Annotated in this window: 21 protein-coding genes, 1 tRNA gene and 2 pseudogenes; 15 read left to right on the forward strand and 9 right to left on the reverse strand. The window is 60.4% G+C overall.

Features of this window, described 5'->3' with window-relative positions:
- The first annotated feature begins 125 nt into the window (after positions 1-125).
- A complete protein-coding gene (locus JFT44_RS21720) occupies positions 126-728 on the forward strand; it encodes a tRNA-(ms[2]io[6]A)-hydroxylase (RefSeq protein ID WP_057439654.1) in 603 nt (200 codons plus the stop codon).
- Here JFT44_RS21720 and JFT44_RS21725 read toward each other — a convergent pair.
- Positions 684-1,883 carry an MFS transporter gene (locus JFT44_RS21725; RefSeq protein WP_057439653.1) on the reverse strand — a complete coding sequence of 400 codons (1,200 nt, stop codon included), beginning with the start codon at positions 1,881-1,883 and terminating at the stop codon, positions 684-686. The two genes, JFT44_RS21720 and JFT44_RS21725, sit on opposite strands and share 45 nt — an antisense overlap.
- Positions 1,884-2,040: 157 nt before the next feature.
- On the opposite strand from JFT44_RS21725, the gene JFT44_RS21730 reads away from it, so the two are divergent.
- A complete protein-coding gene (locus JFT44_RS21730; protein ID WP_057439652.1) occupies positions 2,041-2,748 on the forward strand; it encodes a winged helix-turn-helix domain-containing protein in 708 nt (235 codons plus the stop codon).
- Between the two features lie 4 nt (positions 2,749-2,752).
- On the forward strand, positions 2,753-4,033 hold the full coding sequence (locus JFT44_RS21735; protein ID WP_198831122.1) for an ATP-binding protein: 1,281 nt from the start codon (positions 2,753-2,755) through the stop codon (positions 4,031-4,033).
- A gap of 577 nt (positions 4,034-4,610) precedes the next feature.
- Here the strand turns inward: JFT44_RS21735 and JFT44_RS21740 are convergent.
- On the reverse strand, positions 4,611-5,402 hold the full coding sequence (locus JFT44_RS21740; protein WP_057959828.1) for a MipA/OmpV family protein: 792 nt from the start codon (positions 5,400-5,402) through the stop codon (positions 4,611-4,613).
- A 221-nt stretch (positions 5,403-5,623) separates the two neighbouring features.
- On the opposite strand from JFT44_RS21740, the gene nosR reads away from it, so the two are divergent.
- From nosR to JFT44_RS21770, 6 genes are all read left to right on the forward strand, one after another.
- Positions 5,624-7,804, forward strand: coding sequence for a transcriptional regulator NosR (gene nosR, locus JFT44_RS21745; RefSeq protein WP_198831123.1), 2,181 nt, complete (start codon positions 5,624-5,626; stop codon positions 7,802-7,804).
- A gap of 38 nt (positions 7,805-7,842) precedes the next feature.
- Positions 7,843-9,765 (forward strand): TAT-dependent nitrous-oxide reductase, encoded by a 1,923-nt coding sequence (gene nosZ, locus JFT44_RS21750; protein ID WP_057439642.1) that lies wholly within the window; start codon positions 7,843-7,845, stop codon positions 9,763-9,765.
- A 190-nt stretch (positions 9,766-9,955) separates the two neighbouring features.
- Positions 9,956-11,203, forward strand: a complete 1,248-nt coding sequence (locus JFT44_RS21755) for a nitrous oxide reductase family maturation protein NosD (RefSeq protein ID WP_198800164.1) — start codon at positions 9,956-9,958, stop codon at positions 11,201-11,203.
- Positions 11,203-12,114, forward strand: a complete 912-nt coding sequence (locus JFT44_RS21760; RefSeq protein WP_057959827.1) for an ABC transporter ATP-binding protein — start codon at positions 11,203-11,205, stop codon at positions 12,112-12,114. The genes JFT44_RS21755 and JFT44_RS21760 overlap by 1 nt, the downstream gene beginning before the upstream one ends.
- On the forward strand, positions 12,111-12,941 hold the full coding sequence (locus JFT44_RS21765; RefSeq protein ID WP_057439640.1) for an ABC transporter permease: 831 nt from the start codon (positions 12,111-12,113) through the stop codon (positions 12,939-12,941). The genes JFT44_RS21760 and JFT44_RS21765 overlap by 4 nt, the downstream gene beginning before the upstream one ends.
- Positions 12,938-13,471 carry a nitrous oxide reductase accessory protein NosL gene (locus JFT44_RS21770; protein ID WP_233098403.1) on the forward strand — a complete coding sequence of 178 codons (534 nt, stop codon included), beginning with the start codon at positions 12,938-12,940 and terminating at the stop codon, positions 13,469-13,471. Before JFT44_RS21765 ends, JFT44_RS21770 begins: the two co-directional genes overlap by 4 nt.
- 206 nt (positions 13,472-13,677) lie before the next feature.
- Here JFT44_RS21770 and JFT44_RS21775 read toward each other — a convergent pair whose 3' ends face one another.
- Positions 13,678-14,964 carry an MFS transporter gene (locus JFT44_RS21775; RefSeq protein WP_169990501.1) on the reverse strand — a complete coding sequence of 429 codons (1,287 nt, stop codon included), beginning with the start codon at positions 14,962-14,964 and terminating at the stop codon, positions 13,678-13,680.
- Between the two features lie 143 nt (positions 14,965-15,107).
- Between JFT44_RS21775 and ggt the strand changes: the two genes are divergently transcribed.
- Positions 15,108-16,832, forward strand: a complete 1,725-nt coding sequence (gene ggt / locus JFT44_RS21780) for a gamma-glutamyltransferase (protein WP_057959811.1) — start codon at positions 15,108-15,110, stop codon at positions 16,830-16,832.
- Between the two features lie 229 nt (positions 16,833-17,061).
- Positions 17,062-17,135: transfer RNA gene (locus tag JFT44_RS21785), tRNA-Cys, on the forward strand.
- Positions 17,136-17,235: 100 nt separating this feature from the next.
- Here JFT44_RS21785 and JFT44_RS21790 read toward each other — a convergent pair.
- Positions 17,236-17,496 (reverse strand): annotated as a pseudogene (locus tag JFT44_RS21790) (integrase); the annotation flags it as partial.
- Positions 17,497-17,833: 337 nt separating this feature from the next.
- On the opposite strand from JFT44_RS21790, the pseudogene JFT44_RS21800 reads away from it, so the two are divergent.
- Together JFT44_RS21800 and JFT44_RS21805 are read left to right on the forward strand one after the other, a co-directional pair.
- Positions 17,834-17,962, forward strand: a pseudogene (locus JFT44_RS21800) (cell wall hydrolase); the annotation flags it as partial.
- Positions 17,962-18,474 (forward strand): lysis system i-spanin subunit Rz, encoded by a 513-nt coding sequence (locus JFT44_RS21805; protein ID WP_198831124.1) that lies wholly within the window; start codon positions 17,962-17,964, stop codon positions 18,472-18,474. The pseudogene JFT44_RS21800 and the gene JFT44_RS21805, both read left to right, overlap by 1 nt.
- Positions 18,475-18,666: 192 nt before the next feature.
- On the opposite strand, the gene JFT44_RS21810 is transcribed toward JFT44_RS21805, so the two are convergent.
- On the reverse strand, positions 18,667-19,557 hold the full coding sequence (locus JFT44_RS21810) for a tetratricopeptide repeat protein (RefSeq protein ID WP_115128044.1): 891 nt from the start codon (positions 19,555-19,557) through the stop codon (positions 18,667-18,669).
- Positions 19,558-19,614: 57 nt separating this feature from the next.
- Entirely contained in the window at positions 19,615-20,055 is a 441-nt protein-coding gene (locus JFT44_RS21815; RefSeq protein WP_120732757.1) for a hypothetical protein, read from the reverse strand.
- A gap of 302 nt (positions 20,056-20,357) precedes the next feature.
- Between JFT44_RS21815 and JFT44_RS21820 the strand changes: the two genes are divergently transcribed.
- Together JFT44_RS21820 and JFT44_RS21825 are read left to right on the forward strand one after the other, a co-directional pair.
- Positions 20,358-20,627, forward strand: a complete 270-nt coding sequence (locus JFT44_RS21820; protein ID WP_115128046.1) for a hypothetical protein — start codon at positions 20,358-20,360, stop codon at positions 20,625-20,627.
- 118 nt (positions 20,628-20,745) lie between these two features.
- Positions 20,746-22,119: a transposase gene (locus JFT44_RS21825; protein WP_198831125.1), complete on the forward strand. Its 1,374-nt coding sequence runs from the start codon at positions 20,746-20,748 to the stop codon at positions 22,117-22,119.
- Positions 22,120-22,506: 387 nt separating this feature from the next.
- Here the strand turns inward: JFT44_RS21825 and JFT44_RS21830 are convergent, their stop codons facing one another.
- From JFT44_RS21830 to JFT44_RS21840, 3 genes are all read right to left on the reverse strand, one after another.
- Positions 22,507-25,032 (reverse strand): TonB-dependent receptor, encoded by a 2,526-nt coding sequence (locus tag JFT44_RS21830; protein WP_057959806.1) that lies wholly within the window; start codon positions 25,030-25,032, stop codon positions 22,507-22,509.
- Positions 25,033-25,132: 100 nt separating this feature from the next.
- Positions 25,133-26,074: a FecR domain-containing protein gene (locus JFT44_RS21835; RefSeq protein ID WP_057442018.1), complete on the reverse strand. Its 942-nt coding sequence runs from the start codon at positions 26,072-26,074 to the stop codon at positions 25,133-25,135.
- The gene (locus JFT44_RS21840; RefSeq protein ID WP_057959804.1) at positions 26,071-26,556 is read right to left on the reverse strand and encodes a sigma-70 family RNA polymerase sigma factor; all 486 of its coding nucleotides are present in this window, start codon (positions 26,554-26,556) and stop codon (positions 26,071-26,073) included. Before JFT44_RS21840 ends, JFT44_RS21835 begins: the two co-directional genes overlap by 4 nt.
- Between the last annotated feature and the right edge of the window lie 205 nt (positions 26,557-26,761).

A 26,761-nucleotide genomic window follows, 5' to 3' on the forward strand; every position in this document is an offset into this window, starting at 1 on the left:
CTTCGAACAACTATAGTTGTTGCCCGCCGTACAGCATGTTGATGCACATCAAGCCCCGTGACTGGTGGTCTGCGGCGGGGTCGGTATAATCGGCGGCCTTTTGTGACCCTTTGCCCGTGAGCCCGATGAACCTGCCCGAAATCCATGACTTCCTCGGTTGCCGCACCCCCGATGCCTGGGTCCAGGCCGCACTGGCCGACCAGGAAACCCTGCTGATCGACCACAAAAACTGCGAATTCAAGGCCGCCAGCACGGCCTTGAGCCTGATTGCCAAGTACCACTCCCATGTCGACCTGATCAACATGATGTCGCGCCTGGCCCGCGAAGAGCTGGTGCACCATGAGCAAGTCATGCGCCTGATGAAAAAACGCAAGATCGAGCTGCGCCAGCTGCATGCCAGCCGCTATGCCTCGGGTTTGCGCAAGGTGGTACGCAGCCACGAACCGGTGAAGCTGGTGGACACCCTGGTGGTCGGGGCGTTTATCGAAGCGCGCAGTTGCGAGCGTTTCGAAGCACTGGTGCCGCATTTGGACGAAGAACTCGGCAAGTTCTACTTTGGCCTGCTGAAAAGCGAGGCACGGCATTTCCAGGGCTATCTGAAGCTGGCCTATCAATACGGTGATGCCAAGGATGTTGCCCAGGTCATCGAGCGGGTGAGGGCGGCCGAGCAGGAATTGATCGAATCACCCGATATCGAGTTCCGCTTTCACAGTGGCGTGCCAGCCTGAGGCCACGGCCACGCCGATCAGCGCGGTGATCCCGGTCAGCAGCAGGATCACCGTTTGCGTGCCAAAAGGTGCCGCCAGCACGGCAATTGCCAGGCCCGCCAATGGCTGCGCGAGGTTATTGAACAAGGTGATCACGCCCACCGTCTTGCCGAAATCCTGCACGGGAATGACCCGCTGACGGGTGCTGCGCATGTACACGTTGAACATCTTGTCGAAACCGGTGACCAGCAGAAAGCCCAGGGTGTACAGCCAGAGGTTGGGACTGATCGCCATGATCAATGCCCCAAGCGCAATCACCGAATACGACAGCCCGCCCAGCACTTTCAACGCCAGGCTCGAGCGCGCCAGGTAAAACAGGATGACGATGGTCACCACCGCGCCGGCGGCCTGCAGCAGTGCATAGGCATCCTTGTCGGCCGCGTAGAGGCCGGTCACCATGGCGGCGGAGGTGGCCAGCGTCACGCCAATAATCAAATTCACGCCGACTGCCAGGGCGATAATGCGCTTGAGCTCCGCCAGGTTACGGATATGCCCGAGCGCGATGCGTAGCGGTTGCAGCCAGATATCCCGGTGTTGCGCGTGGTTTTCGAGATTCACCGTGGTAGTGCGCTGCCAAACCAGCATTGCCAGGTCTGCCAGCACAAACAGCCCGGCAATCCCCAGCACCACCCAATGCCAGGCCCACACCTCCAGCATCAGCGCAGCAATCAGTGGCCCTAGCACCAGGCCGCTCTGGTCGGCGATTTGCGAGTAGGAGAGGGTCTTGGCGTAGGTGTAATGCTTGAAAATATGCGGCATGACGACTTCTCGCGCCATGATGCCCTGGGTCGTCAGCACTCCACACAGCGCCGACAGGATCACCAGCCAATGGATGCCGCCGAACATCGCGTACAGCGCCACGGCCACCAGGCATGCCAGCGCCCGGTAGGCCTGGCTGATATGCAGGATGCGCACGGGCGAAAACTTGTCGCACAATGCCCCGCACACCGGGAACGCCAGGTATCGCGGCAGCGACTCGATAAAGAACGCCAGCCCGGCCCACGCTACGCTGTTGGTGGTCTGAAATACGATCAGCGGCACGATAAACAGCAGAATCTGGTCCGCCAGCCGGGACAGGAACAGCGAAACAAAGAACGCCAGGTAATCCTTGCGCATACAACTCCCTGTGGGTGGCGTTAAACATTGCAGGCTAATTGTTAAAAACTCTTAAAAACATGAAGCTTCGTCAGCCGCTGCTGGCCAGGCGCTTTTGCCGGACAGCTTGCCACCTATAATGCTCGCTCTTCAATCCGCTTTTGCACACTGAGAACGTATGGAAAACCTGGGTCTGGGCAAGGTCCTACTCGTTGAGGACGATGAGAAGCTGGCAGGGCTGATCGCGCATTTTCTGTCACAGCATGGCTTTGAAGTGCGCGTGGTGCACCGGGGCGATGAGGCGTTGGCGGTGTTCCTGGCGTTCAAACCGAAGATCGTCGTGCTCGACCTGATGCTGCCGGGCCAGAGCGGCCTGCATGTGTGTCGCGAGATCCGCAATGTGTCCGACACCCCCATCGTGATCCTCACCGCCAAGGAAGACGACCTGGACCATATCCTCGGCCTGGAATCCGGCGCCGATGACTATGTGATCAAACCGATCAAGCCGCCGGTGTTGCTGGCACGCCTGCGCGCCTTGCAGCGCCGCCATCTGCCCGAGCCGACGGTGCGTGGTTCCCTGGCGTTCGGCCAACTGGCGATTGACCGCAGTTGTCGGGGGGTAAGCCTGGGTGACGAGAAGATCGACCTGACCACCATGGAGTTCGAGCTGCTGTGGCTGCTGGCCAGCAGCGCGGGCAAGATCCTCTCGCGGGACGATATCCTCAACCGCATGCGCGGGATCGCCTTCGATGGGCTCAACCGCAGTGTCGATGTGTATATCAGCAAGCTGCGCAACAAGCTCAATGACAACCCCCGCGAGCCGGTGTGCATCAAGACCATCTGGGGCAAGGGCTACCTGTTCAACCCGTTTGCCTGGGAGGCCTAGCCCGATGCTGCGCCTGTTTCTGCGTCTGTACATCATCCTGGCCCTGGGCCTGGCCGGGGCAATCTGGCTGGTGAACTACACCTTCGACGAATTGCTGCCCGAAGCCAACGAAACCTACAACCGCGAAGCCATGCGCGGCCCGGCCTACGGCCTGGTGGAGCAGTTGCGCCCGCTGCCGGCTGGCGTGGCCCGCGAGGCACGCCTGGCCGAGCTGCAGCAGCACTATGGCCTGCGCCTGGCCTTGATTGCCCGGGACGCTGCGGCACTCACCTCCCGCGAGCAACAATTGCTGACTGACGGCAAGCTGGTGGTGCGCGGCGACTTTATGGAGTTCATCACCGAAATCGACGGTGGCGCGCAGCTGCTTCAGATCAAGCTGCCGGTGGAGCCGCGCTGGCTGTACCTGTGGGCCTATAGCTTGTTGGGCCTGTGCCTGGCGATTGTCCTGTATTTCTGGGTACGCCCGCACTGGCGCGACCTGGAGCATATCCGCCTGGCGGCCCAGCGATTTGGTGACAATGACCTGGGCTCGCGCATCCTCCTGCCACGGCGCTCGAGCGTGCGCGAGTTGGCCGGGCACTTCAACCAGATGGCCGAGCGCATCGAACACCTGATCGCCAATCAGCGCGAGCTGACCAATGCGGTGTCCCATGAACTGCGCACGCCGATTGCGCGCTTGTCGTTTGAACTCGACCAACTCAAACAGGAGGCCGATCCGCGCCAGAGCCGCGCGTTGATCGGCGATATGTACGCCGACCTAGGCGAACTGGAGGACATGGTTTCCGAACTGTTGACCTACGCCAGCCTTGAACGTGGCGCGACACAGGTCACCCGCGAGAACATCGAGGCCCACAGCTGGCTCGACAGTGTGATCGGCAGTGTGGCCCTGGAAGCCGAGGCCGAAGGCGTGCAACTGTCCCTGGGTGCCTGTGAAGTCGACTTCATCCAGATCGAACCGCGGTTTATGGCACGCGCGGTGATCAACCTGCTGCGCAATGCCATTCGTTACGCCGAGCATCGGGTCGAGGTGTCGCTGGTCAAGTTCGGCAGTGGTTATGAAGTACGCGTCTGCGACGACGGTCCCGGCGTACCCGAGGACGGCCGGGAGAAAATCTTCCAACCCTTTATGCGCCTGGACGCCAGCCGCGACCGCCGCACCGGCGGCTTTGGCCTGGGCCTGGCGCTGGTGCAGCGGGTCAGCCAGTGGCATGGCGGGCAGGTGCAGGTGCTGGACTCGCAGTGGGGCGGGGCGTCGTTCCGGATGACTTGGGCGTACGCCGACTAACCTTTTGCAAACTCATAAAGGTTGTAAATGTGGGGGCTGGCGGGTGTGGAAGCTGGCTAGTCGGGTCGCCGCCTCGCTGCGATGGTCGTAAACGATGACGTTGGGTACCTGACACTCTGTGGCGATCTATTGGGCCGCCATCGCAGGCAAGCCAGCTCCCACAGGGGAATGCAGCTTCGCGCTCTGGCTTTGCTGTTGCTCTGCTTTTGATCTTGATCTCAGGCGCCCCGTTAAACCACGATGGCCGCAGGCAGGTATTGCGCAGTGGGCACCCCGGCATGGATGCCGGGTAGCCGCGACACGGCCATGGATGGCCGATCGCGGCGGGCCCACGGAGCAATGCCTGACTGCGGGCATGCCGAGCCTAGGCGAGGCACCGAGTGGTGGGGCAAAAGCGTTTTGCTTACTTTGGCGCTTCTCCAAAGTGAGCCGCCGTAAGGGCGGAACCAATAGCCGCCGTGACCGCAGCAACGGATATGTACACCCCCCCCCCCCAACAACCCAAAAAGAGCGAATGACCATCGCAGTAATGGAGCGACCGGCAAGCCAGCCCCCCCTGTCTGATCGGGTTTGCAAATCAAAAGCTGTAGTTCAGCACACCCATCACGGAGGTTTGCATCCGGCGTTCCACAATCGGGCTTTTGCCGGCATCCCCCGACAAATACTGCACATCCAGCAAGGTAGAGAAGGTTGTGTGGTCGCCCAGCGGCACGCTCCAATCGAGGTTCAAGCCCCGGCTGACCATCCCACCCTTGGCGTCATACGCGCGAAAGCGGCTGTGCTGGGCCTGGCCGGGGGTGACGCCGTACCAGGTGCGCACATAGTTGCCATCGCCAAAGAGGCTATTGAGGCTGGCGTCCACGGTGCCGTAGTCACCGTCATACAGGTTGGTGCCAATGCTCAGCTCCAGGGAGGTAAACGCCTTGCCGCTGTCTTTTTTATCGTCTTGCTCCAGCGCATGTTCCAGGGTCGCGCCCAGCACGGCCGTGCCCAAGGTGTAGCTGGCACTCACACCGAACTGCGGTCGCGACTTGATTTGGCCCATGCCCTTGAGCCGGTCGGAGCCCAGGCTGGTGCTTTTCTTCTGGTCCTTGCGCGCAGTGCTGGCGCCGACATAGGCACTGAAACTGAGGTTGTCATCCTCATAACCCCAGCCCAGCCCCTTGTTGGTATCGAGAAAAATCCCCCACGGGCTGACGACGTTTGCGCCCAGCAATGGCGCGGTCATACGCTCATTGCTGCCGCTGTAACGCGGCAGGTTGGCCGCCCCGGCTTGCAGGCTGTATTGCCAGTCGGCGGCGGCTGACAGTTGGGTGCAGGTGATCAGGCACACAGAAGTGGCAGCGAGGTAAATCGTTTTTGAACGCATGATGGCCTTCGTCATTCCAAGGAAGGCTCAAATCCTAGGGACGGCGTGGGCAGGGGTCTTTGACAGCTTTGTCGGGAAACTGTCAAAGACTGTTAAGTGGGGGCGCAACGCCCAGCGCCCAAACGCCGCACCGCCCCCAGACTTGATTTCAATCAAGGGCTCACTGGCCAGCTGCCACCTACCATCGACTTCATATTCCGGCCGTTGAAGTCAGTGAGCCCATGAACCGCACCAAGCCCTCGGCCCTCGCTACCCTGGCCGCAAGTCCCGTCACCTGGTTGGTTGTCCTGGTGCTGCTGTTCAGCCTGGCCGGCCCGGCCCAGGCCAAGTCCTACGGCGCGATTGAACAACAGCGCATCGACAAGATTTTCCCGCAGACCGACGCCATTTCCGCCGCCGAAGGCAAGTTCAAGGTGCGCACGCTGTCGGCCAACGGCGCGGTCATCGGCTATGTGTTCCAGAGCCTGGACGTGGTGGACATCCCGGCGTATTCCGGCAAACCGATCAACACCCAGGTGATCCTCGACCCGGCCGGGGTGATCCGTGATGCCTATGTGTTGGAGCACCACGAGCCGATTCTGTTGATCGGCATTCCCGAGGCCAAGCTGCATGACTTCACCGCCCGCTATAGCGGGATCAACGTCAAGCAACGGGTGGTGGTGGGGCACTCCAGCGACAGCCAGGCGGTGACTGTGGATGCGGTGGCCGGCGCTACTGTCACGGCCATGGTGGTCAATGAGGTGATCATGCGCGCCGCCCACGAGGTGGCGGTGTCGCTCAAGCTGATCGAGGACAAGGCCAGTACCGCGCAGAAAGTCGCGTTGGTGCGCGCTGACCTGTTCGAGCCGGCCAACTGGGCGCAGTTGACCGGCAACGGCGCGGTGCGCCGCCTGCACCTGACGCGCGGGCAAGTGGACGCGGCCTTCAAGGGTACCGAGGCCGAAGGCGTGGAAGTGGCGGCGCCGGGGCAGGCCGACGAGACCTTTATTGACCTGTATGTGGCCGATCTCAACGCGCCGACCATCGGCCGCAACCTGTTGGGCGATGCGCAATACCGGGTGCTGATGCAGGGCCTCAAGCCCGGCGAGCAGGCCATTGCGGTGCTGGGGCGTGGGTTGTTTTCGTTCAAGGGGTCGGGCTACGTGCGCGGCGGGATTTTTGATCGGGTGCAATTGCGCCAGTTCGGCAATGTCATCAGCTTCCGCGATATGGACCACCAGCGCCTGTATGACGTGTTCGCCGAGGGCATGCCCGAGTTCGACGAGATGTCGGTGTTTATCGTGCGCCCCCAGGCCGGGTTCGACCCTGGCTCGGCCTGGACCCTGGAACTGCTGGTACGGCGCCAGACCGGCCCGGTCAGCGGCACCTTCAGCAGTTTTGAGTTGCCCTACCAGATGCCCGAGGCGTATCTGGAGCGCCCGTTGCCGACTGCCGCCGAGCAGGCTGCCATCGACGAAGCGAATCGGCCGATGTGGCTGACGATCTGGTACCAGAAACACGTGCAGATCCTGATCCTGGGCGCAGCCCTGGTACTGCTGACGGTGATTCTGTTTTTGCAGGACAGCCTGGCCCGGCGTCCGCGCCTGTTGCATTGGGTACGCCGTGGCTACCTGCTGTTTACCGTGGTGTTTATCGGCTGGTACGCCCTGGGGCAGCTGTCGGTGGTCAATGTGCTGACCTTTGTGCATGCGCTGTTCCAGCAGTTCCGCTGGGAGCTGTTCCTCACCGACCCGCTGATCTTCATGCTCTGGGTATTCACCGCCGCCAGCATCCTGCTGTGGGGCCGAGGTGTGTTCTGCGGCTGGTTGTGCCCGTTCGGGGCGCTGCAGGAGCTGATCAATGAGGCGGCGCGCAGGCTCAAAGTGCGCCAGTTCGAGCTGCCGTTTGCCGTGCATGAGCGGCTGTGGGCGATCAAGTATTTGATCCTGCTGGGGCTGTTTGGCTTGTCGCTGGAGTCGATGGCCACCGCCGAGCGGTTTGCCGAAGTGGAGCCGTTCAAGACCGCCATCACCCTGCATTTCGACCGCCAGTGGTGGTTCGTGCTGTACGCGGTGGCGCTGCTGGTGATCAACCTGTTCACGCGCAAAGTCTACTGCCGCTACATCTGCCCGCTGGGCGCCGCGCTGGCGATCCCCAGCAAGTTCAGGCTGTTCGACTGGCTCAAACGGCGCAAAGAGTGTGGCGATCCGTGCCAGTTGTGCGCCAAGGAATGCGAAATCCAGGCGATTCACCCTGACGGCCATATCAACGCCAATGAATGCCACTACTGCCTGGATTGCCAGATGACTTGGCACAACGACCACAAATGCCCGCCACTGATCAACAAGCGCAAGAAACGCAACAAGGCCGCACCAGCCACTGGGCAATTGATCCCGGTGGTGCAGGTGGCGGTGCCTGAATGACGGCCTTGGGCACTCACTTTTCCCATCTGGAGCACATCATGAACGACAGCGAATCGAAAAAAGCCGGGGCCACCCCGGAACCTGAAGGCATGAGCCGGCGTGGCTTCCTGGGCACCGGCGCAGTCACCGGCGCGGTGCTGGCAGGGGCCTCGGCCCTCGGTGGTACGGTGTTTACCCGCGAGTCCTTTGCGGCGGCGGCCAAAGAAGCCAAGTCGAAGATCCATGTGGGCCCAGGGGAGCTGGATCAGTACTACGGTTTCTGGAGCGGCGGCCACCAGGGTGAGGTGCGGGTACTCGGTGTGCCGTCGATGCGTGAACTGATGCGTATCCCGGTGTTCAACGTCGATTCCGCCACCGGCTGGGGCCTGACCAACGAGAGCAAGCGCATCCTGGGCGAGGGCGCCAAGTACCAGAACGGCGATTGCCATCACCCGCACCTGTCCACCACCGATGGCCGCTACGACGGCAAATACCTGTTCATCAACGACAAGGCCAACACCCGCGTGGCGCGGATCCGCCTGGACATCATGAAGTGCGACAAGATCGTCACCGTGCCCAACGCCCAGGCGATCCACGGCCTGCGCCTGCAAAAGGTGCCGTACACCAAGTACGTGTTCTGCAACGCCGAGTTCATCATCCCGCACCCCAATGACGGCCACACCTTCGACCTGCAGGACAAGAACAGCTTCACCATGTTCAACGCGATCGACGCCGAGAAGATGGAAATGGCCTTCCAGGTCATCGTTGACGGCAACCTCGACAACGCCGACATGGACTACACCGGCAAATACGCGGCGGCCACCTGCTACAACTCGGAGAAAGCCTCCGACCTGGGCGGCATGATGCGCAACGAGCGCGACTGGGTGGTGGTGTTCAACATCCCGCGCATCGAGGCGGCTATCAAGGCCGGCAAGTTCATCAACCTCGACGGCGTCAAGGTGCCGGTGGTGGACGGGCGCAAGGGCGATGATGGCAAGGACAGCGAATTCACCCGCTATATCCCGGTGCCGAAGAACCCCCACGGCTGCAACACCTCGCCGGACGGCAAGTACTTTATCGCCAACGGCAAGCTGTCGCCGACCTGCACCATCATTGCCATCGACAAGCTCGACGACCTGTTCAGCGACAAGATCAAAGACCCGCGCGGCGTGGTGGTCGGCGAGCCGGAACTGGGCCTGGGCCCGCTGCACACCACTTACGATGGCCGGGGCTTTGCCTACACCACGCTGTTTATCGACAGCCAGGTGGTCAAGTGGAACATCGCCGAAGCCATCCGCGCCTACGGCGGCGAGAAGGTCAACTACATCAAGCAGAAGCTCGATGTGCACTACCAACCCGGCCACAACCATGCCTCGCTCACCGAGACCCGGGATGCCGACGGCCAATGGCTGGTGGTCCTGAGCAAATTCTCCAAGGACCGCTTCCTGCCGACCGGCCCGCTGCACCCGGAAAACGACCAGTTGATCGACATCTCGGGCGATGAAATGAAACTGGTCCACGACGGCCCGACCTTCGCCGAACCCCATGACTGTGTGATGGCGCGGCGCGACCAGATCAAGACCAAGAAAATCTGGGAACGCAACGACCCCTTCTTCGCCGAAACCGTGGCCATTGCGGCCAAGGACGGGATCAAGCTGGAGACCGATAACAAGGTGATCCGCGACGGCAAGAAAGTGCGGGTGTACATGACGTCCATGGCGCCGACCTATGGCCTGACGGAGTTCACCGTCAAGCATGGCGATGAGGTCACTGTGACCATCACCAACATCGACCAGATCGAGGACGTGACCCACGGCTTTGTCATGACCAACCATGGCGTGAGCATGGAAATCAGCCCGCAGCAGACCTCTTCCATCACCTTCATTGCCGATAAACCGGGGCTGCATTGGTACTACTGCAGCTGGTTCTGCCATGCGCTGCATATGGAGATGGTGGGGCGGATGTTGGTCGAGCGCACTTAACGGCGAGCACCAACCAATGTGGGAGCGGGCTTGCCCGCGATAGCGGCGGTTCAGCCACTGTTTTTGGTGGCTGGTACACCGCCATCGCAGGCAAGCCAGCTCTCACACAAGATCTGTGTCGCTCCACAGATTGGGCTTTGATCAAAAGGAAGACTCCGTGGCTCGACCCCGCACGTTATGGACTGGGTGTGTGTGGCTGCTATTTTCGGCCGCCGCCGGCGCTGCTGTACTGCCCATTACCGACCTGCCTTTGGTCGCCGCAGGCCCGCAGCACTGGCGCCTGCCTGCCGGTGACTACCAGGGCTCCTTCAGCATCGACCAACCCCTGCAACTGACCTGCGAACCCGGTGCGGTGATCCACAGCCAGGGCCTGGGCAATGGCTTGCTGATCAACGCTGCCGACGTCACCGTCGAGGGCTGTACCTTCCTCGACTGGGGCCATGACCTTACCGCGATGAACGCCGCCATCTTCATCCAGCCCAAGGCCCACGGCACCCTGATCAAGAACAACCGCCTGCGCGGCCAGGGTTTTGGCGTGTGGGTCGATGGCACGGCGGATGTGAGCGTGATCGACAACCAGATCCAGGGCGACCCGACCATGCGCTCCCAGGACCGGGGCAATGGCATCCACCTGTACGCAGTCAAAGGCGCGCGGGTGATCGGCAACCAGGTGCGCGATGCCCGCGATGGCATCTACATCGACACCTCCAACGGCAACCTGCTGCAAGGCAACACCCTGGAAGACCTGCGCTACGGCATCCACTACATGTTCGCCAACGACAACCAGGTGCTCGGCAATATTACTCGCCGCACCCGCACCGGCTATGCGCTGATGCAAAGCCGCAAGCTGACGGTAATCGGCAATCGCTCCGAGGAGGATCAGAACTACGGGATCCTGATGAACTACATCACCTATTCCACCTTGCGCGACAACGTGGTCAACGACGTGCGCGACGGCACCACCGGCGACACCATGATCACCGGGGCCGAAGGCAAGGCGCTGTTTATCTACAACTCGCTGTTCAACAGCATCGAACACAACCACTTCGGGCACAGCGCGGTGGGCATTCACCTCACGGCCGGCTCCGAAGACAACCGGATTGCCAACAATGCCTTTGTCGGCAACCAGCGCCAGGTCAAGTACGTGGCCACCCGCTTGCAGGAATGGTCGGCAGATGGCCGCGGCAATTACTGGAGCGACTACCTGGGCTGGGACCGCAATAACGACGGCCTCGGGGATGTGGCCTACGAGCCCAACGATAACGTCGACCGCCTGCTGTGGTTGTATCCCCAGGTGCGCCTGTTGATGAACAGCCCCGGCATCGAGTTGCTGCGCTGGGTGCAGCGGGCGTTTCCGGTGATCAAGTCGCCGGGGGTGATGGACAGCCATCCGCTGATGCAAGACCCCACGCTTTCCCTGCTCAAGGAGCCTGCATGATGCCCGTTGTCGAAATCGAAGGCGTGACCCAGCGTTATGGGCACGCCACTGTGCTGCACGACTTGAGCCTGAGCCTGGCGCCCGGGGAAGTGCTGGGCCTGTTCGGCCATAACGGCGCGGGCAAGACCACCAGCATGAAACTGATCCTCGGCTTGTTGCAGGCAAGCAGTGGTCAGGTGCGGGTGTTCGGTCGCGCGCCCAGCGACCCTCATGTGCGGCAGATGCTCGGCTACTTGCCGGAAAACGTCACGTTCTACCCGCAACTCAGCGGCCTGGAAACCTTGCAGCATTTCGCCCGGCTCAAGGGCGCGCCGATGAGCCAGGTCCAGACCCTGCTCGAAGACGTCGGCCTGACGGTGGCGGCACGGCGGCGGGTCAAGACCTATTCCAAGGGCATGCGCCAGCGCCTCGGCCTGGCCCAGGCCCTGCTTGGCGAGCCGCGCCTGCTGCTGCTCGACGAGCCCACCGTGGGCCTCGACCCGATTGCCACCCAGGACCTGTATCGCTTGCTCGACCGCCTGCGCGGGCAGGGCACCAGCATCATTCTCTGCTCCCATGTGTTGCCCGGTGTGGAGGCCCATATCAACCGCGCCGCCATCTTGACCCAGGGCCGTCTGCTGGCCCTCGGCACCCTGGCGGCGTTGCGCGAAGAGGCCGGGCTGCCCACCCTGATCCGCAGCAGCGGCCTGCAACGTGCGGCGCACTTGCAAAAACGCTGGAGCGAGGCTGGCCACGTGACCCAGCGCTGGGGCGCGGAAGGGCTGCAAGTGGCGGCGTTGAATGGCAATAAATTGGACCTGCTGCGCCAGTTGCTCGACCAGGACAGCCCCAGCGATGTGGAAATTGTCGTGCCGTCCCTGGAAGACCTGTATCGCCATTACATGGACAGCCCTGTGGAGCGTACCCAATGACGCCAATCTGGAACATGGCCCGCAAAGAATTCAGCGATGGCCTGCGCAACCGTTGGTTATTGGCCATCAGCCTGCTGTTTGCGGTGCTGGCCATCGGCATTGCCTGGCTCGGGGCCGCGGCGTCCGGGCAACTGGGCTTTACCTCGATCCCGGCGACCATCGCCAGCCTGGCCAGCCTGGCGACCTTCCTGATGCCGTTGATTGCGCTGCTGCTGGCCTATGACGCGATTGTCGGCGAGGACGAAAGCGGCACCTTGCTGCTATTGCTCACCTATCCCCTGGGGCGCGGGCAGATCCTGCTCGGCAAGTTTGTCGGGCACGGGTTGATCCTGGCGCTGGCGACCTTTATCGGATTCGGCTGCGCCATGCTCGCCATCGCGCTGCTGGTGGATGACGTCGAGTTCAGCCTACTGCTCTGGGCCTTTGGCCGCTTCATGCTGACCTCGACGTTGCTTGGCTGGGGCTTTTTGGGGCTGGCGTATGTGTTGAGCAGCGTCTCGGCGGAGAAATCCACGGCGGCCGGCTTGGCCCTGGGGGTGTGGTTCTTTTTTGTGTTGGTCTTCGACCTGGCGTTGCTGGCGCTGCTGGTGCTCAGCGAAGGCCAGTTCAGCCCGACGCTGCTGCCCTGGCTGTTGCTGTTCAACCCGGCGGATGTGTACCGCCTGATCAACCTGTCGGGTTTCGATGCCGGCCCCGCGTCCATGGGCGTGATGGCCCTGGGCGCAGACCTGGCGGTGCCGGAGGCGGCGTTGTGGCTGTGCTTGGCCGCGTGGGTCGCCGGGCCATTGGCCTGGGCCTACTGGCTGTTCGGCCGGCGCGCGGCATGAATTTTTTATCGGTGGAGCATGTAAACATGAAGATGGGGTTGGTTTTACTGTTGAGCCTGCTGTTGGTCGGTTGTGACAAACCGGTGGCGGCGGGGGTAGGTGACGGGCCGGTGGCGTTCCATCCGGCTGATGAGTGCCATGTGTGTGGCATGGTGATCAGCGAGTTCCCGGGGCCCAAGGGCGAGGTGGTGGAGCAGGGCGCGGCGAAGAAGTTTTGCTCTACGGCAGAAATGCTCGGCTGGTGGTTGCAGCCGGAAAACCATCATGCCCAGTCCAAGCTGTATGTGCATGACATGGGGCGCAGCCATTGGGATACCCCGGACGATGCCCATCTGATCGACGCCAAGACCGCCTACTACGTGCTCGGCACCGGGCTCAAGGGCGCCATGGGCGTGGTGCTGGCCTCGTTTGCCGAGCAGGCGGTGGCGCAGAAAATCGCGGCCGATACCGGCGGGCGGGTGCTGCGTTTCGAGGAGATTGACCTGGCTCTGTTGCAGCAGCCGAATGGCATGGGCCATAGCGGTCATTGAGCCCCCCTGTGGGAGCGGGCTTGCCCTAACGCCGATCAGTTAAGCGAACGCAATGCTCAAAGCAGTGAAGATCAAATGTGGGAGCGGGCTTGTCGGATCGCCGCATCGCCGCGAAGACGTCGGCCCAGCAAGCATTGATGTTGACTGACCCACTGCTTTCGCGAGCAAGCCCGCTCCCACAGGGGTGTATAGCTTCGTGCTCGCTCCTAGCGGTTGACCAATTTCGCCGGCAACGCAATCACCAACAAACAACTGAGCAGCAAGCTGGCGGCAAAGAACCACATGGCCCCGGCGCTGCTGCCGGTGATATCTATCGCCAGGCCCATCAACGAGTTACTGACCAGCCCGGCGATATTCGCCAGGGAGCAGGCCAGGGCAAAGCCGGTGGCCGCCGCGGTGCCGGTGAGGAAGGTCGCCGGCAGGCTGAAAAACACCGGTACGGCGCCGAGGATTGCTGCCGAGGCCACGGCAAACAGGGCCACGGTGGCGACCACGTTATGGGTGAAGAACGTGCTGCCGGCCATGGCCACGGCGCCCACCACAAACGGCACGATAATGTGCCAACGGCGCTCGCGGTGTTTGTCGGAGCTGGCGCCGATCAGCAGCATGCCGGCCAGCGCGGCCACACTGGGCAGGGCGGTGAGCAGGCCGATATGGAAGGTGTCGCTGATCCCCGCGTTGCGGATCAGGGTCGGCATCCAGAAACCCATGGCGTAGGCACTGAGCAGGATCGAAAAGTCGATCCCGCCAAGCATCCACACCTTGAGGTTGAAGAACCCTTCGCGAAAACGCCGTGGGCTTTGACTGGCCTGGCTGTCATCGGCCTGCAACTGCTGTTGCAGCAGGGTCTTTTCGGCGGCTGACAACCATTTGGCCTGGTGATAGGTATTGGGCAACACCCAGAACGCCAATACCCCCAACAGCACGCTGGGCAAGGCTTCAAGCAGGAACAGCCACTGCCAGCCGCGCAGGCCACCGATCTGGTCGAAGTGGCCCATGATCCAGCCGGACAACGGCCCGCCAATCACACTGGACAGCGGCAGGCCGATCATGAACAGCGCAATCACCCGGCCCCGGCGATGGGTGGGGAACCAGGTGGTCAGGTAATACAACACCCCCGGCAGGAACCCGGCTTCGGCGACGCCCAGCAAAAACCGCAGCACATAGAACTGCGTGGTGGAGGTGACCAGCAACGTGCAAGCCGACAGCAGGCCCCAGGTGATCATGATGCGCGCAATCCAGATCCGCGCGCCGACGCGCTCCAGGATCAGGTTGCTGGGTACTTCAAACAGGATATAGCCGACAAAAAACAGGCCGGCGCCCAGGCCGAACGCGGTTTCGCTGAACTGCAGCTGGTCTTGCATCTGCAACTTGGCAAAACCGATGTTGATGCGGTCCAGGTAGGCAGCCAGGTAGCAGAAGCACAGGAACGGGATCAGCTTCCAGGTGATCTTGTGGTACAGCGCGTGAATCGGGTCGGCGACCGTGGGCATCGGTGTGTCTCAGGGCAATGAGGAGGGCGGGGCGAATATAGCATTCCGTCACCGACACGCTCTGTCTGAAACGCGCCACCTGACTGGGGTTGCCGTGCGAAAGAAGCTACGTTTAATGCTTCTAATAAACAGAGTATCCACGGATGAACTACCAACCCCTTACCCGAACCTTGATAGCGACGGCCCTGGTCCTGACATTCAGTGGCGTGCAGGCCGCCTCCCAGGCCCCGGTGGCCGGCGAAAACGGCATGGTGGTGACGGCCCAGCATCTGGCCACCCATGTGGGGGTGGACGTGCTGAAGGCTGGCGGTAACGCCGTGGACGCGGCAGTGGCGGTGGGGTACGCCCTGGCGGTGGTCTACCCGGCTGCGGGCAACCTCGGCGGCGGTGGTTTCATGACCGTGCAACTGGCGGACGGGCGCAAGACCTTCCTCGACTTCCGTGAAAAAGCGCCGCTGGCGGCCACTGCCGACATGTACCTGGACAAGGACGGCAATGTCGTCCCCGGCCTCAGCGCCAAGGGCCACCTGGCGGTCGGCGTGCCCGGCACAGTCTCCGGGATGGAACTGGCCCTGAGCAAATACGGCACCCTCAAACGTGCCCAAGTGATCGCACCGGCGATCAAGCTCGCGGAAGACGGCTTTGCCCTCGACCAGGGCGATATCGACATGCTGCACAGCGCCACCGAAGAGTTCAAAAAAGACCAGGACCTGCGTGGCATCTTTCTCAATAAAGGCGAGCCGCTGCAGGTCGGGCAGAAGCTGGTGCAAAAAGACCTGGCCCGGACCCTGCGGGAAATTTCCGCCAAGGGCACCGATGGCTTCTACAAAGGTTGGGTGGCCAAGGCCATCGTCGATTCCAGCCAGGCCGGCAAGGGCATCATCGCCCAAGCCGACCTGGACAAATACCAGACCCGCGAACTGGCACCCATCGAGTGCGACTACCGTGGCTACCACGTGGTCTCGGCACCACCACCGAGCTCGGGCGGCCTGGTGATCTGCCAGATCATGAATATCCTCGAAGGCTACCCCATGGCCGAACTGGGCTACGGCTCGGCCCAAGGCACCCATTACCAGATCGAAGCCATGCGCCACGCCTACGTCGACCGCAACAGCTACCTGGGCGACCCCGACTTCGTGCAGAACCCGGTGGAACACCTGTTGGACAAGGACTACGCGGCCAAACTGCGCGCCGCCATCGACCCGCAAAAAGCCGGCGACTCCATGGCCATCAAACCCGGCGTTGCGCCCCATGAAGGCAGCAACACCACCCATTACTCCATCGTCGACAAATGGGGCAACGCGGTATCGGTGACCTACACCCTCAACGACTGGTTCGGCGCCGGCGTCATGGCCAGCAAGACCGGGGTCATCCTCAACGACGAAATGGACGACTTCACCGTCAAAGTCGGCGTGCCCAATATGTACGGGCTGGTCCAGGGCGAAGCCAACGCCATCGCCCCGGGCAAGGCACCCCTGTCGTCCATGAGCCCGACCATCGTGACCAAGGACGGCAAGGCCGTGATGGTCATCGGCACACCGGGCGGCAGTCGCATCATCACCGCCACCTTGCTGACCATCCTCAACGTCATCGACTACAAGATGAACATCCAGGAAGCCGTCAACGCCCCACGTTTCCACCAACAATGGATGCCCGACACCACCAACCTCGAAACCTTCGCCCTGAGCCCCGACACCCAGAAAATCCTCGAAAGCTGGGGCCATAAATTCGCCGGCCCCCAAGACGCCAACCACCTGGCCGCCATCCTCGTCGGCGCCCCGTCCCTGGACGGCAAGCCCGTGGGCAACAACCGCTTCTACGGCGCCAACGACCCACGGCGCAATACCGGACTGTCCCTGGGCTACTAAGCCCAGGCAGAGCAGGGGCCAACCGCCCCTGTTCTGCTCCACGGAAGAATATTTTTTGAAATCAAGGGCTTGCCAGCCCCGGCAAATCAGTACATAATTGCCGCCATCGAACGCACTGAAGCATAAAAAACTTCAATGTTTTCAATGAGATAGAGTAGAGGCAAGCTTCACATAGCCCACTCAAGTTTATATGCGGTGAATGTCAGTGGTTTGGGCATTGATCGTTTGAGGCCGAGTAGCAAAATGGTTATGCAGCGGATTGCAAATCCGCCTACGCCGGTTCGATTCCGACCTCGGCCTCCACTCTTAGAAGCCCCGTAGATTAACGTCTACGGGGTTTTTTATTGCCTGTAGGAAAGTGCTGGAGTTCCGAAACTTTAGAGAGTGGAGTTCCGAAACTATCTCATTTTGAAGGCTGCGCGACCGCACCGATGCGCCTGTAAACGCGCTTGGTGATCTCCTGCTCCGAGTGCCCGAGCAGGAGGCTGGCGTCTGCGATATCAGTAATTTCGGATGCCGCCTTCGGTCGGATATCCTTGAACTGAAACTGTTGGATCCTCTCCGCGTCATCAACTCGTCCCTCACTGGCGGCCAAGGAGCGAGCAGCTTCTCGGGCGTCGTCCCACCTGTTACGCAGCATTTGTTGAGACACGCGCATCCCCGTTCTTGCTGCGCTGGGCAGCAGAAGGTGGTTTAGGATTTGGAGGGGAGCCACTCGGTATCGTATTCGAACTGGGTAACTCGCATTGATCTCGATGCTTGGCAGTTCGCGGCGGAACGTCTCGGTGCCGTAGGGCTTCTTCACGTAGCCCGCTGCCTCTTCCATGAATTTCGGTTTGAAGATGCGCAGCAGGTGGTCGGCTGCTTTTTCGTACTGATCCTCTGGGTAGTTGCCCACGCATACGCTGCCACGACAGACTCGCCAAACCTCGCGTTTTGGCGTTGCCTCGGCAGCCTTGATCTTTTCGTCCATGGCGTCCGGAGCGAAGCGGAGCTGATCAATACCGGATCCAACCGGCGGGGCCACGCACTACTACGCAACCACGATGCCCAAGGCTCCTGCCTGGGCGGCGAAGGCCAAGCAGACGTTGCGCTTCGGGCATCACGTTTTTTTCAAGGATGTGCCGTGATGACGCCCGTGCAGAAGCTGGCCGGGCTGATGGTGCTGATGGCCAGCGCCGCCGGCTCCGCCTGGCAGGTGCAGGAATGGCGCACGGGCAAGAGGTTGTCCGAGCAGGTCGGCCTGCGCCAGGGCGAGCTGGCTGCCGTCAGCGCGGCCGCCGCCAAGCAGGTGAGCGTTGAGCAGGGCGGGCGCCTGGCCCTGGAGCAGACGCTGGCCACATCCGATCAGCAACACACCCGAGAACTTTCCGATGCTCAACGCAACCAGGCTCTCCTGCGTGACCGCCTTGCTACTGCTGATGTGCGGCTGTCAGTCCTTCTCGAGGCCACGGATTCAGCCAGTGGCTTCAACGTGCCTGCCACCACCGGCGGCGTCGGCGTGGTTCATGCAGCCCGTCGAGCCCAACTTGCCCCAGCGCATGCTCAACGAATTATCGCCATTACCGACAGCGGCGATCAAGGATTGATCGCGCGGCGAGCCTGTCAGGCCTACGCAAAAGAAGTCTCTACAGCGAAGTAAAAGGAGCGGCCGGGCATTATGCGTCAACATCCACCCCGGCCCCCTTTCCCGCAGAACGCCTTTTCCAGCTTCATGCACAAGCGAGCGACATCAACCTAAAGACAAAAGAAGGCGGGTTCATTTAAGCGACAGCGGACTTAAGAAACAAATAAATCCGTCTCCTTTTCGGTCTAGGCAAACGGCGCTAGCGCTTCAATTCAAGCCGACTTTGATGGACCGCTCGGAAGACCAGGAGTCCTGGCCTGCTTGCAATGTTGGTTCGGCAGGAATGCGGTATTTACCGAATGCCTTGACGACGGCCTGGTCTACGTCGGCGTTGCCCGAGCTTTCTATCAATGCGATTTTCGGCACATTTGAACCCGGCTTGCCTTGCACTTGCAGCGTCACCGGTTTGCTGGCGCTGCCGCGTTTGAATTGCTTGTTCAAGGCAATCTCGATGTCCAATGTCGTACGGTTTAGACTCTTGCGGCTGGTATCGCTCCAGACGTCGTTGTAGCGCTGTGTCTGTGCAGCCGTCAGCACCAACCCTTGAGAGCGGATCCGCTGAATGCCCTTCCAGGCAACATCGCCGGAATGTTGGCTGGCTTCCACGTAATACATCATTGCCCCGAACAAATCCTGCGGGCCACCGCGGCCTTCCTCCATCAATCTGGCCAATGCGAGTTTACTTTTATCGCTGTCGCTGTTGGTCAGCGCCAACTGATAAAGCCGTCGCGCTTCCACGTCGTTGCGTGCTTGCCCATGCCCCTCTTCGGCCATGCGCGCCAGTCTCTCGTTACCGACGCCATCTACGGCAGCGACGGATTCATAGAGCGATTTGGCCCTGCCAAAATCTTGTGGCAGACCGCCACGGCCGGATTCGTACAAACCGCCGAGCGCGATCTTACAACGCACATTGCCGTCATCGCTGGCTTTACGAATGTATTGAACATCTTCTGCAGTGGGGCTTTTTACGCCCTCAAAAAGTATGCATTGGACTTTGGCCAGAGTTTGTTCAAAGGAGCTTGGCGGCCTGGAGGTTTGGCACCCTGCGATGTGGCCCGTGATTGCCAGTACAACAATTGCCTTTTTCATGTGATGCATGCGTGGAATCCTGCGTTGGAGTAAAGCGGCGGCGGAGTACTCAGTTGGAACAACTGGCTAGGCTTTGGCGGCTCGTCTACCAAAGTGAAACTCACGCTCATGATGGTACAAGAGCATCCACGCCTCTGACTCTGGAAACACGACCAGATCGTCTGAAGCCGGATAGCAGAACTCCGGCCAGTATGAAATGAACACTCCCCAGGTTGTACGCAGCGCGGTCTCTGAATCCCAAGAAAGCGATACTGGCTGCTCTAAATGTGGCTGATGTTGCTTCAGCCAATTGGAACCGGCCTCCGATGCGGCCTCTTCGGCGCTGACCATTTCAGGACGTAGCTCGGTGCTCAGGCCGTGATTACCCATGAACCCTTGCGCCCGCTTATACAACGCCTTCGCCTCATCGGAGGTCACTGAGTGCATTTGCGCGAGGACTTTATTTGGCAACACGGCATACGCTGGATCGGTCCAGCGCCACGCCAATTTATGATCTTGGATGCGCATAGTCTCAACACCTAACTAGAAGTGGGCGATACAAATGATAAATTTTTTACGCCACCTGTGTCGCAGGCCGTCCCTCGTCGTATGTAATCCACGAGTCTTGAGCCGAGTGCCAGTAGCTCAACACGGGCAAAGGAGAAAAGTGACAAGTTCTACATTAAGGATACGAATTTGTGGGCATCAGGTCTTTAATCGGTTAATAGTTAAGCATTCCCGTTCATTAGCGTCCGCTTTTGACTGACCAAGAGTTTATGTAACCTCACGAATCCGCTAGCACTCTCGCTTTTAGAATCCGGGATCACTTTATGCAGACTGACCAGACCAAGCTACTCGCGCTCGCACTGCTTGAGATCAGGACATTGCTTGCCGATTACCTGGGCAGAGATGTAGATGCTCCTATGAGTGTCCGTGTCGCGGCACATATGGCCTATGCGCTCCACAATGAGGCGGAGGCTGCATACAACAACGCAGATTTTCAGATCGCCAAGGCAAGCTTTAAAATCGCTGCAATCGATCAGATTCTTGGTGTCACTGACGGTGCCGCATTGTTGAGCAGGTTTAACGTCGAGGCCTAAGTCATTCCGGAGAGCGCGCAACTTAGATGACCGCTTCTGGCCGATTCTGTTGAAAAAGTAGCTCCCCTGGCTGGCCTCCGGCAAAATCTCCGCATTGGCCAGCAGGGAAGCACGCAACATGATGGGACAGTTATCGAGTGGGCAGGAGCGGCTGTTTTACTCGTTCAACCTTGAAGATCACATCCCAGCCACTCACCTTCTACGCAACATTGATCGGTGTCTTGATCTGAGCGACCTGCGCCATTACCTCGCCGATTTCTATAGCCCGATTGGGCGTCCGTCGATTGATCCTGAACTGATGATCCGCATGCTGATCGTCGGCTACTGCTATGGCATCCGCTCCGAACGGCGGTTGTGCGAAGAGGCCCATTTGAACCTGGCGTATCGCTGGTTCTGCCGGTTGAGCCTTGAAGATGAAGTACCCAATCACTCGACGTTTTCCAAAAATCGACACGGCCGTTTTCGGGACAGTGATCTGTTTCGCTGGTTGTTCAATGAAGTGCTGCGTCGCTGCATGGACGCCGGTCTGGTCAAGGGCGAAGGCTTTGCAGTGGACGCCAGCATTATCAAAGCAGATGCGAGTCGGCAGCGCGGCGTACCGGGAGATGAACAGGTCAACTGGAGCGATCCATCTCTGAGCACCCGCGCCGTGCGTGAGTACCTTGAGGCACTCGATGAAGAGGCTCTGGCCGAAACGCTACCGAAGCGCCTGTCGCTGACTGATCCTAAAGCCCGCTGGACCGCTGCTCCAGGAGGCCCAGCTTTCTACGCTTACTCCACGAATTATCTGATCGATACAGAGTACGGCGTGATCATGGATGTGGAACCCACACCGGCTCATCGAACCGCAGAAGTCGAGAGTACCAAGACGATGATTGATCGGGTCGAAACGCAGTTCGACATCAAGCCGGAACGCCTCATTGGCGACACCGCTTACGGTACAGCGCCGATGCTGGCCTGGATGGTGGAGGAAAAGGACATCGAGCCGCATGTGCCGGTATGGGACAAAACCGAGCGCAAGAACGACAGTTTCTCGAGCAACGATTTCCACTGGCATGAAGAGACTGAGGAATACTGCTGCCCGGCCGGCAACCCATTACGCAGCGAATGGCGAGCCTTCAAGAATGAGCGTTCACATGTCACCAAAGCCAACACCATCATCTTCCGATCCCGGCAGACCGACTGCGCTACGTGTCCGATGAAAGCCAAGTGCTGCCCGAACACTTCGTTCCGCAAGATCGCTCGCAGCGTCCATGAAGCCGCTCGCGATGTGGCTCGGCGCATTGCAGCAACGCCGGCATATCAGCGCTCTCGCCACGAACGTAAAAAAGTCGAAATGTTGTTTGCCCACCTCAAGCGCATCCTGAAATTGGATCGCCTGAGACTACGTGGCATGAGTGGTGCGACGGATGAATTCACGCTGGCCGCTGCGGTGCAGAACCTGCGACGGCTGGCCAAATTTTCATCTCAAGGGCCACCAGTCACGGGATAGGTGCGCCTGCACCAAGCAAAAAACCTCAAATTAACCCAATAACAGAGCAGCAAAGGTCACCGAAGGGCCGAAAAACCACTCAATGTGGTGAGTAGGTTCTCCGGTGGTGGTCGTGCCTGAGTTCAGGCGATCTGAAAATCCGACTTTTTCAACAGAATCGGCCAAAAGCCGCCGATCGGGTCAGGCGGCTTATGACCCGCTTCCGTCATTCAGAACAGGCTAATTGGCAAAAGTCAGACAATTGAACGCGTCGATGAAATAAGGGGCGATTCAAAAGTGTTTTCGGCGTGGCCTCAAGCGCTTGAGCTAAATTTTCCCAGGCCTGAACGTACTCGTCGTACCCCCGGCGCCTTGGCCCAGGGGGTAAGCGTACTACCGAGAAACCGCCTAGAAGCTGTATTTCACATTGAACATCACGTTGCGCGGCGCCCCCCAGAACACTGTGCCGTAATTGCCAATACCACTGTAGTAGTGCTTGTCGAACAGATTGTTGACGTTGAGAGTCGCCTTCAGGTCGCGGGTGACATCATAGCCGCCAACCAGCCCCACCAGTGCGTAAGACTTCTGCTCGAATTTGGCGGTGGGGTCTTTGATCTCGTACCAATCCTCGTCGCTTGGCTTAAAGAACGTCGAACTCTGCCAGTAGGCATTGCCGCCCACGGTGAATTTGTGCCAATCGCCCTGCAAGCGGTAGTTGGTTGCCATCTTGAGCAGGTGCTGCGGCTGGTTGGTGGCCACGCGCCGGTCATCCGCGTTATGGGACTCGGCAAAGGTGTAGCCTGCCATCACCTGCAGGTCATTCATCAGTTCGCCGTTCACCTCCAGCTCGACGCCGCGAGTCGTGACGCCTTTCTCTGCTCGATAGGCACTGCTACCGCTCGGTGTGCTACCGCCGGTGGGTACGGCGAAGTTGTCCTGCTTGAGCTCGAACAGCGCCATGCTGGCATTTAGGCGGTTGTCGAAGTAGGCGCCCTTGATGCCGACCTCATAACTTTCGCCGGAGAGTGGGTCGATAGGTTTACCGTCCGGGCCGAGGCTGTAGGCCTGCGGTTTGAAGATGTCGGTGTAGCTAGCGTAGGCCGTGTGGTAGGCGTCCAGATCGTAGGTGATACCGGCATAAGGCACGATTTCGCTGGAGTTGGTGGCGCTGGCCGGAAGGCGGCGACCGATGGCGTTGATCGTGTCGATGTCCCATTTGTAGTCGACGATACGGGCGCCCAGGATCACTGCCAGCGCGTCGGTCGGTTTAAGGATGGTGGCCGCGAACCCGACTTTCTGCCGTGCTTCGATATTGAAGGTCGACCACCATTCGAAGTCCCTCGGTGTATCGCCATAGCCATCCCATTGGAATACATCGTTGATGATGCCATTGGTAACCCCGTCGTGGCGCTTGGACGTGGATTCGGTATGGGCGATGCTGTAGCCGAATACGGCTTCGTGCATGCGACCACCCAGCGAAAACGGGCCGCGGGCATACAGGTCCAGGCCTTTTTCCTTGCTGGTAGTGTTGAACTTGCTCGCGGTGCCGCTGTTGTTCACATAGCCGCTGGCGCGGTCGACGTTGCCGGCGATGAAGCCGTGGGAGATGCTTGCGTCGGCCTGAATGGCCTCACTGCTGATGCCCGAGATCAGCTCCCTCGAACGGTAGTCGCGGCTGCTGGCGACCCCCTTGAGGACCCAGTCGTTGTCGAAGCTGTGGGCCAACTCCACGAAAGTGCGCTGGGTTTCCTGATTGCGCCAGGTCCAGCGATCGGCAGCGTTGGTGTCACGATCGAACTTGGCCCTGCGGCCATCCATAAAGAACGCGGGCAGGGCACCGGTGGTGCTGCCGTTGTCATAGTTTTTCTGTACGTCATGGCCGAGTGTGAGCAGGGTTTTCTCGCTCAAGTCGGCTTCCAGCACACCGTAGAAGGTATTTTGTTCGCCGGTCAGGTAATCGACATAACTGCGCTGCGACTGCGTACCCGCGACCATGCGGCCACGGATATTGCCGCTGTCGGTCAACGGCCCGGCGAAGTCAAAATCGGCCTGGTATTTATCCCAGGAGCCTGCGCCGACACTGATATGGCCCTGCGCCTCGGCAGTCGGGCGCTTGCGCACCAGGTTGATGACCCCCGAAGGATTGCCGGAGCCGTTGACCAGGCCGGTCGCACCCTTGAGCACTTCGACTCGGTCATAGATCAGGCTGTTGCCGATACTGTAGTTGTCGCGCAATGAGCCGCCGTCCGAGGACAGGCTGGGCACGCCATCGAACTGGAAGTTATCCAGCTTGAAACCGCGCGAATAGAAAGTGAAGGCCTCGGAGCTTTCCTGGTTGACGGTGATGCCAGGGGTTTGCTTCAGGACATCGGAAACACTTTGCAGGTTCTGGTCGTCCATCTGCTGGCGTGTCACTACGCTGATTGACTGTGGAGTCTTGCGCAGGCTCAGGTCCAGGCGTGTGGCGGCGGCAGTTGCGCCGGTGGTGTAGGAACCACTGCCTTCTGTGGTGACGCTCAAGCTTTGGCCGGTGATGCTGGTTGCATCCAGTTGCAGCGCTGAACCGGCCTGCGCCTGAGGCGCAAGCACCCAATTGTTACCCACCAGCAGAGCTTCCAGCCCGCTACCAGCCAGCAGTTGGGCAAACCCCTGCTCGGTGCTGAAGCGACCTTTTAGCCCGCGACTCTGTTGTCCCTGGGTCAGCGTCGCATCAAACGACAGCAGCACCCCGGCCTCGCGGGCGAAGCGGTTCAAGGTTGCTACCAACGGCCCCGGGGGAATGTCGTAAACGCGGCTGACCTGTTCGGCATGGGCCTGGGCATCCGTTGACAGCAGCGGGGCCAGCATCCCGACCTGCAGCGCTATGGCGCTGCCAAGCAGCAGGGGGGTGAGGTGTTTTCGGCGCGCGTGTGGGTAGATTGTCGCTCTAGACATGACAGCTCCTTAAAATGCCTGTTTGGGCGGTTTTCAGAAGAGCTCGTACGAGAGTGGCCAATCCGACAATGCAACTGAGAATTTTTTTCATTCGTTTTGTTTAAGCGGCCGGGGTGAGCCTGACCCAATAGCGCGTCCAGGTATTGACCTTCAGCTTTAGCGCCCCGGCGATTGCCACCAGTGCGCGGTCGGTGTCATCCAACGGGTACACCCCGGCGAGACGCAGCTGCGCCACATCGTCACTACAGCTCAACACGCCCGGGCGGTAACGCTGGAGTTCGGCCAGAGCGCGGCGCAGCGGCCAGCCGTCCAACACCAACTGACCTTCGCGCCACTCAGTGCTAGCAAGGTCAGCCGCACGGGGCTCGGATAGCGGCCCGCTGTTGAAGGTCAGGGCCATGCCAGCATCGACCCGCACTTCGTGTTCGCTTGCGGCGTTGTGCACCGCGACAGCGTGTTCGATGACGATCAGCTCTGTGCGGTCTGCATGCAGGCGCACGTTGAAGCGGGTACCGAGGGCGCGCATTCGGCCATGCACCGTGTGCACGCGCAACGGGCGTGGGTCGCTAGCGGTGTAAACGGCAATCTCTCCCTCGACCAGTTCTATCAGCCGCTGGTCTGCGCTGTAGCGGATATCGACGGCAGAATCTGTATTGAGCGTCAGCCGCGTACCGTCCTCCAAGGTCAGGCTGCGGCGTTCGCCCTTGACGGTGCGCACGTCGGCCAACCAAACCGGCGAGTGGCGATAACCCGTCCAGACAGCCCCTGAAACGCCAAGACCCAGCACCAGGCCCTTGAGTAGCGTACGCCGCCCCAGTTCCCCATGGCCTGCGACAAGGGTGTGCCGTGCCAGCGGACCGGGAACACCGGCAAGATCTGCTTGCAACCGCTCAAGGCGCTCCCACGCCCAACCGTGCAACGGCGACTGATCGAGCCAGACCTGCCACTGCCTGCGGTTATCCGCACAGTCACGCGCCGCGTGGAGGCGCGCATGCCATTGCGCCGCCTCGCGCAGGGCTTTGCGTTGATCGGAAGGATTCATAGTTGCGCATCGAAAGCGAACAGCAGGCACCGCTCTGTCGCCTTGGCCATGTACTTGGTCACCGAGCTGACGGACACCCCGAGGCGCTGCGCGACCTCAGGGTAGCTCAGGCCATCGAGCTGTACGTACAGGAAGGTATCTCGCACTTTCTGGCCCAGGCCGTCGAGCATGGCATCCAGTTGCATCAGGGTTTCCAGCATCAGTAGGCGCTGTTCGGGGGAGCACTCCTCGAGGAGCGGCTGGCTGCCCAGAAACTCAAGGTAGGCCTGCTCCAGGTTGCGTCGGCGCAATTGGTCGATCATCACCCTTCGGGCCACCGTGGCCAGGAAGCTGCGCGGCTCTCTCAATGGCTGGCGCAGTGCGCTGCTGATCAGGCGCAAGAACGTGTCCTGGGTGATATCCGCCGCACGATCTGCATCACCTAGGCGCCGACGAATCCAGCCCTGAAGCCATTGGCTATGGTCGCGATAGAGCGCATGCATATCATCCTGGGGGGAGGATTCGGGCGACTGAGGGTAGGACACCTAGATCTTCCTAGTTACAAGATGCGGATAAGAATTGATCTTAATTATAAGCAGGCGAGGAAGGTTTGCAATGCAGTAGAAGGTGCCGATTTAAGTACGCGGATAGGTGGCGGACGCTGCCATGCCCTCGGTATTGCTTCATCGTCCTGCATAGGGAAGGGGG

The organism is Pseudomonas sp. MF5691 (assembly GCF_016405645.1).
Classification (GTDB): domain Bacteria; phylum Pseudomonadota; class Gammaproteobacteria; order Pseudomonadales; family Pseudomonadaceae; genus Aquipseudomonas; species Aquipseudomonas shahriarae.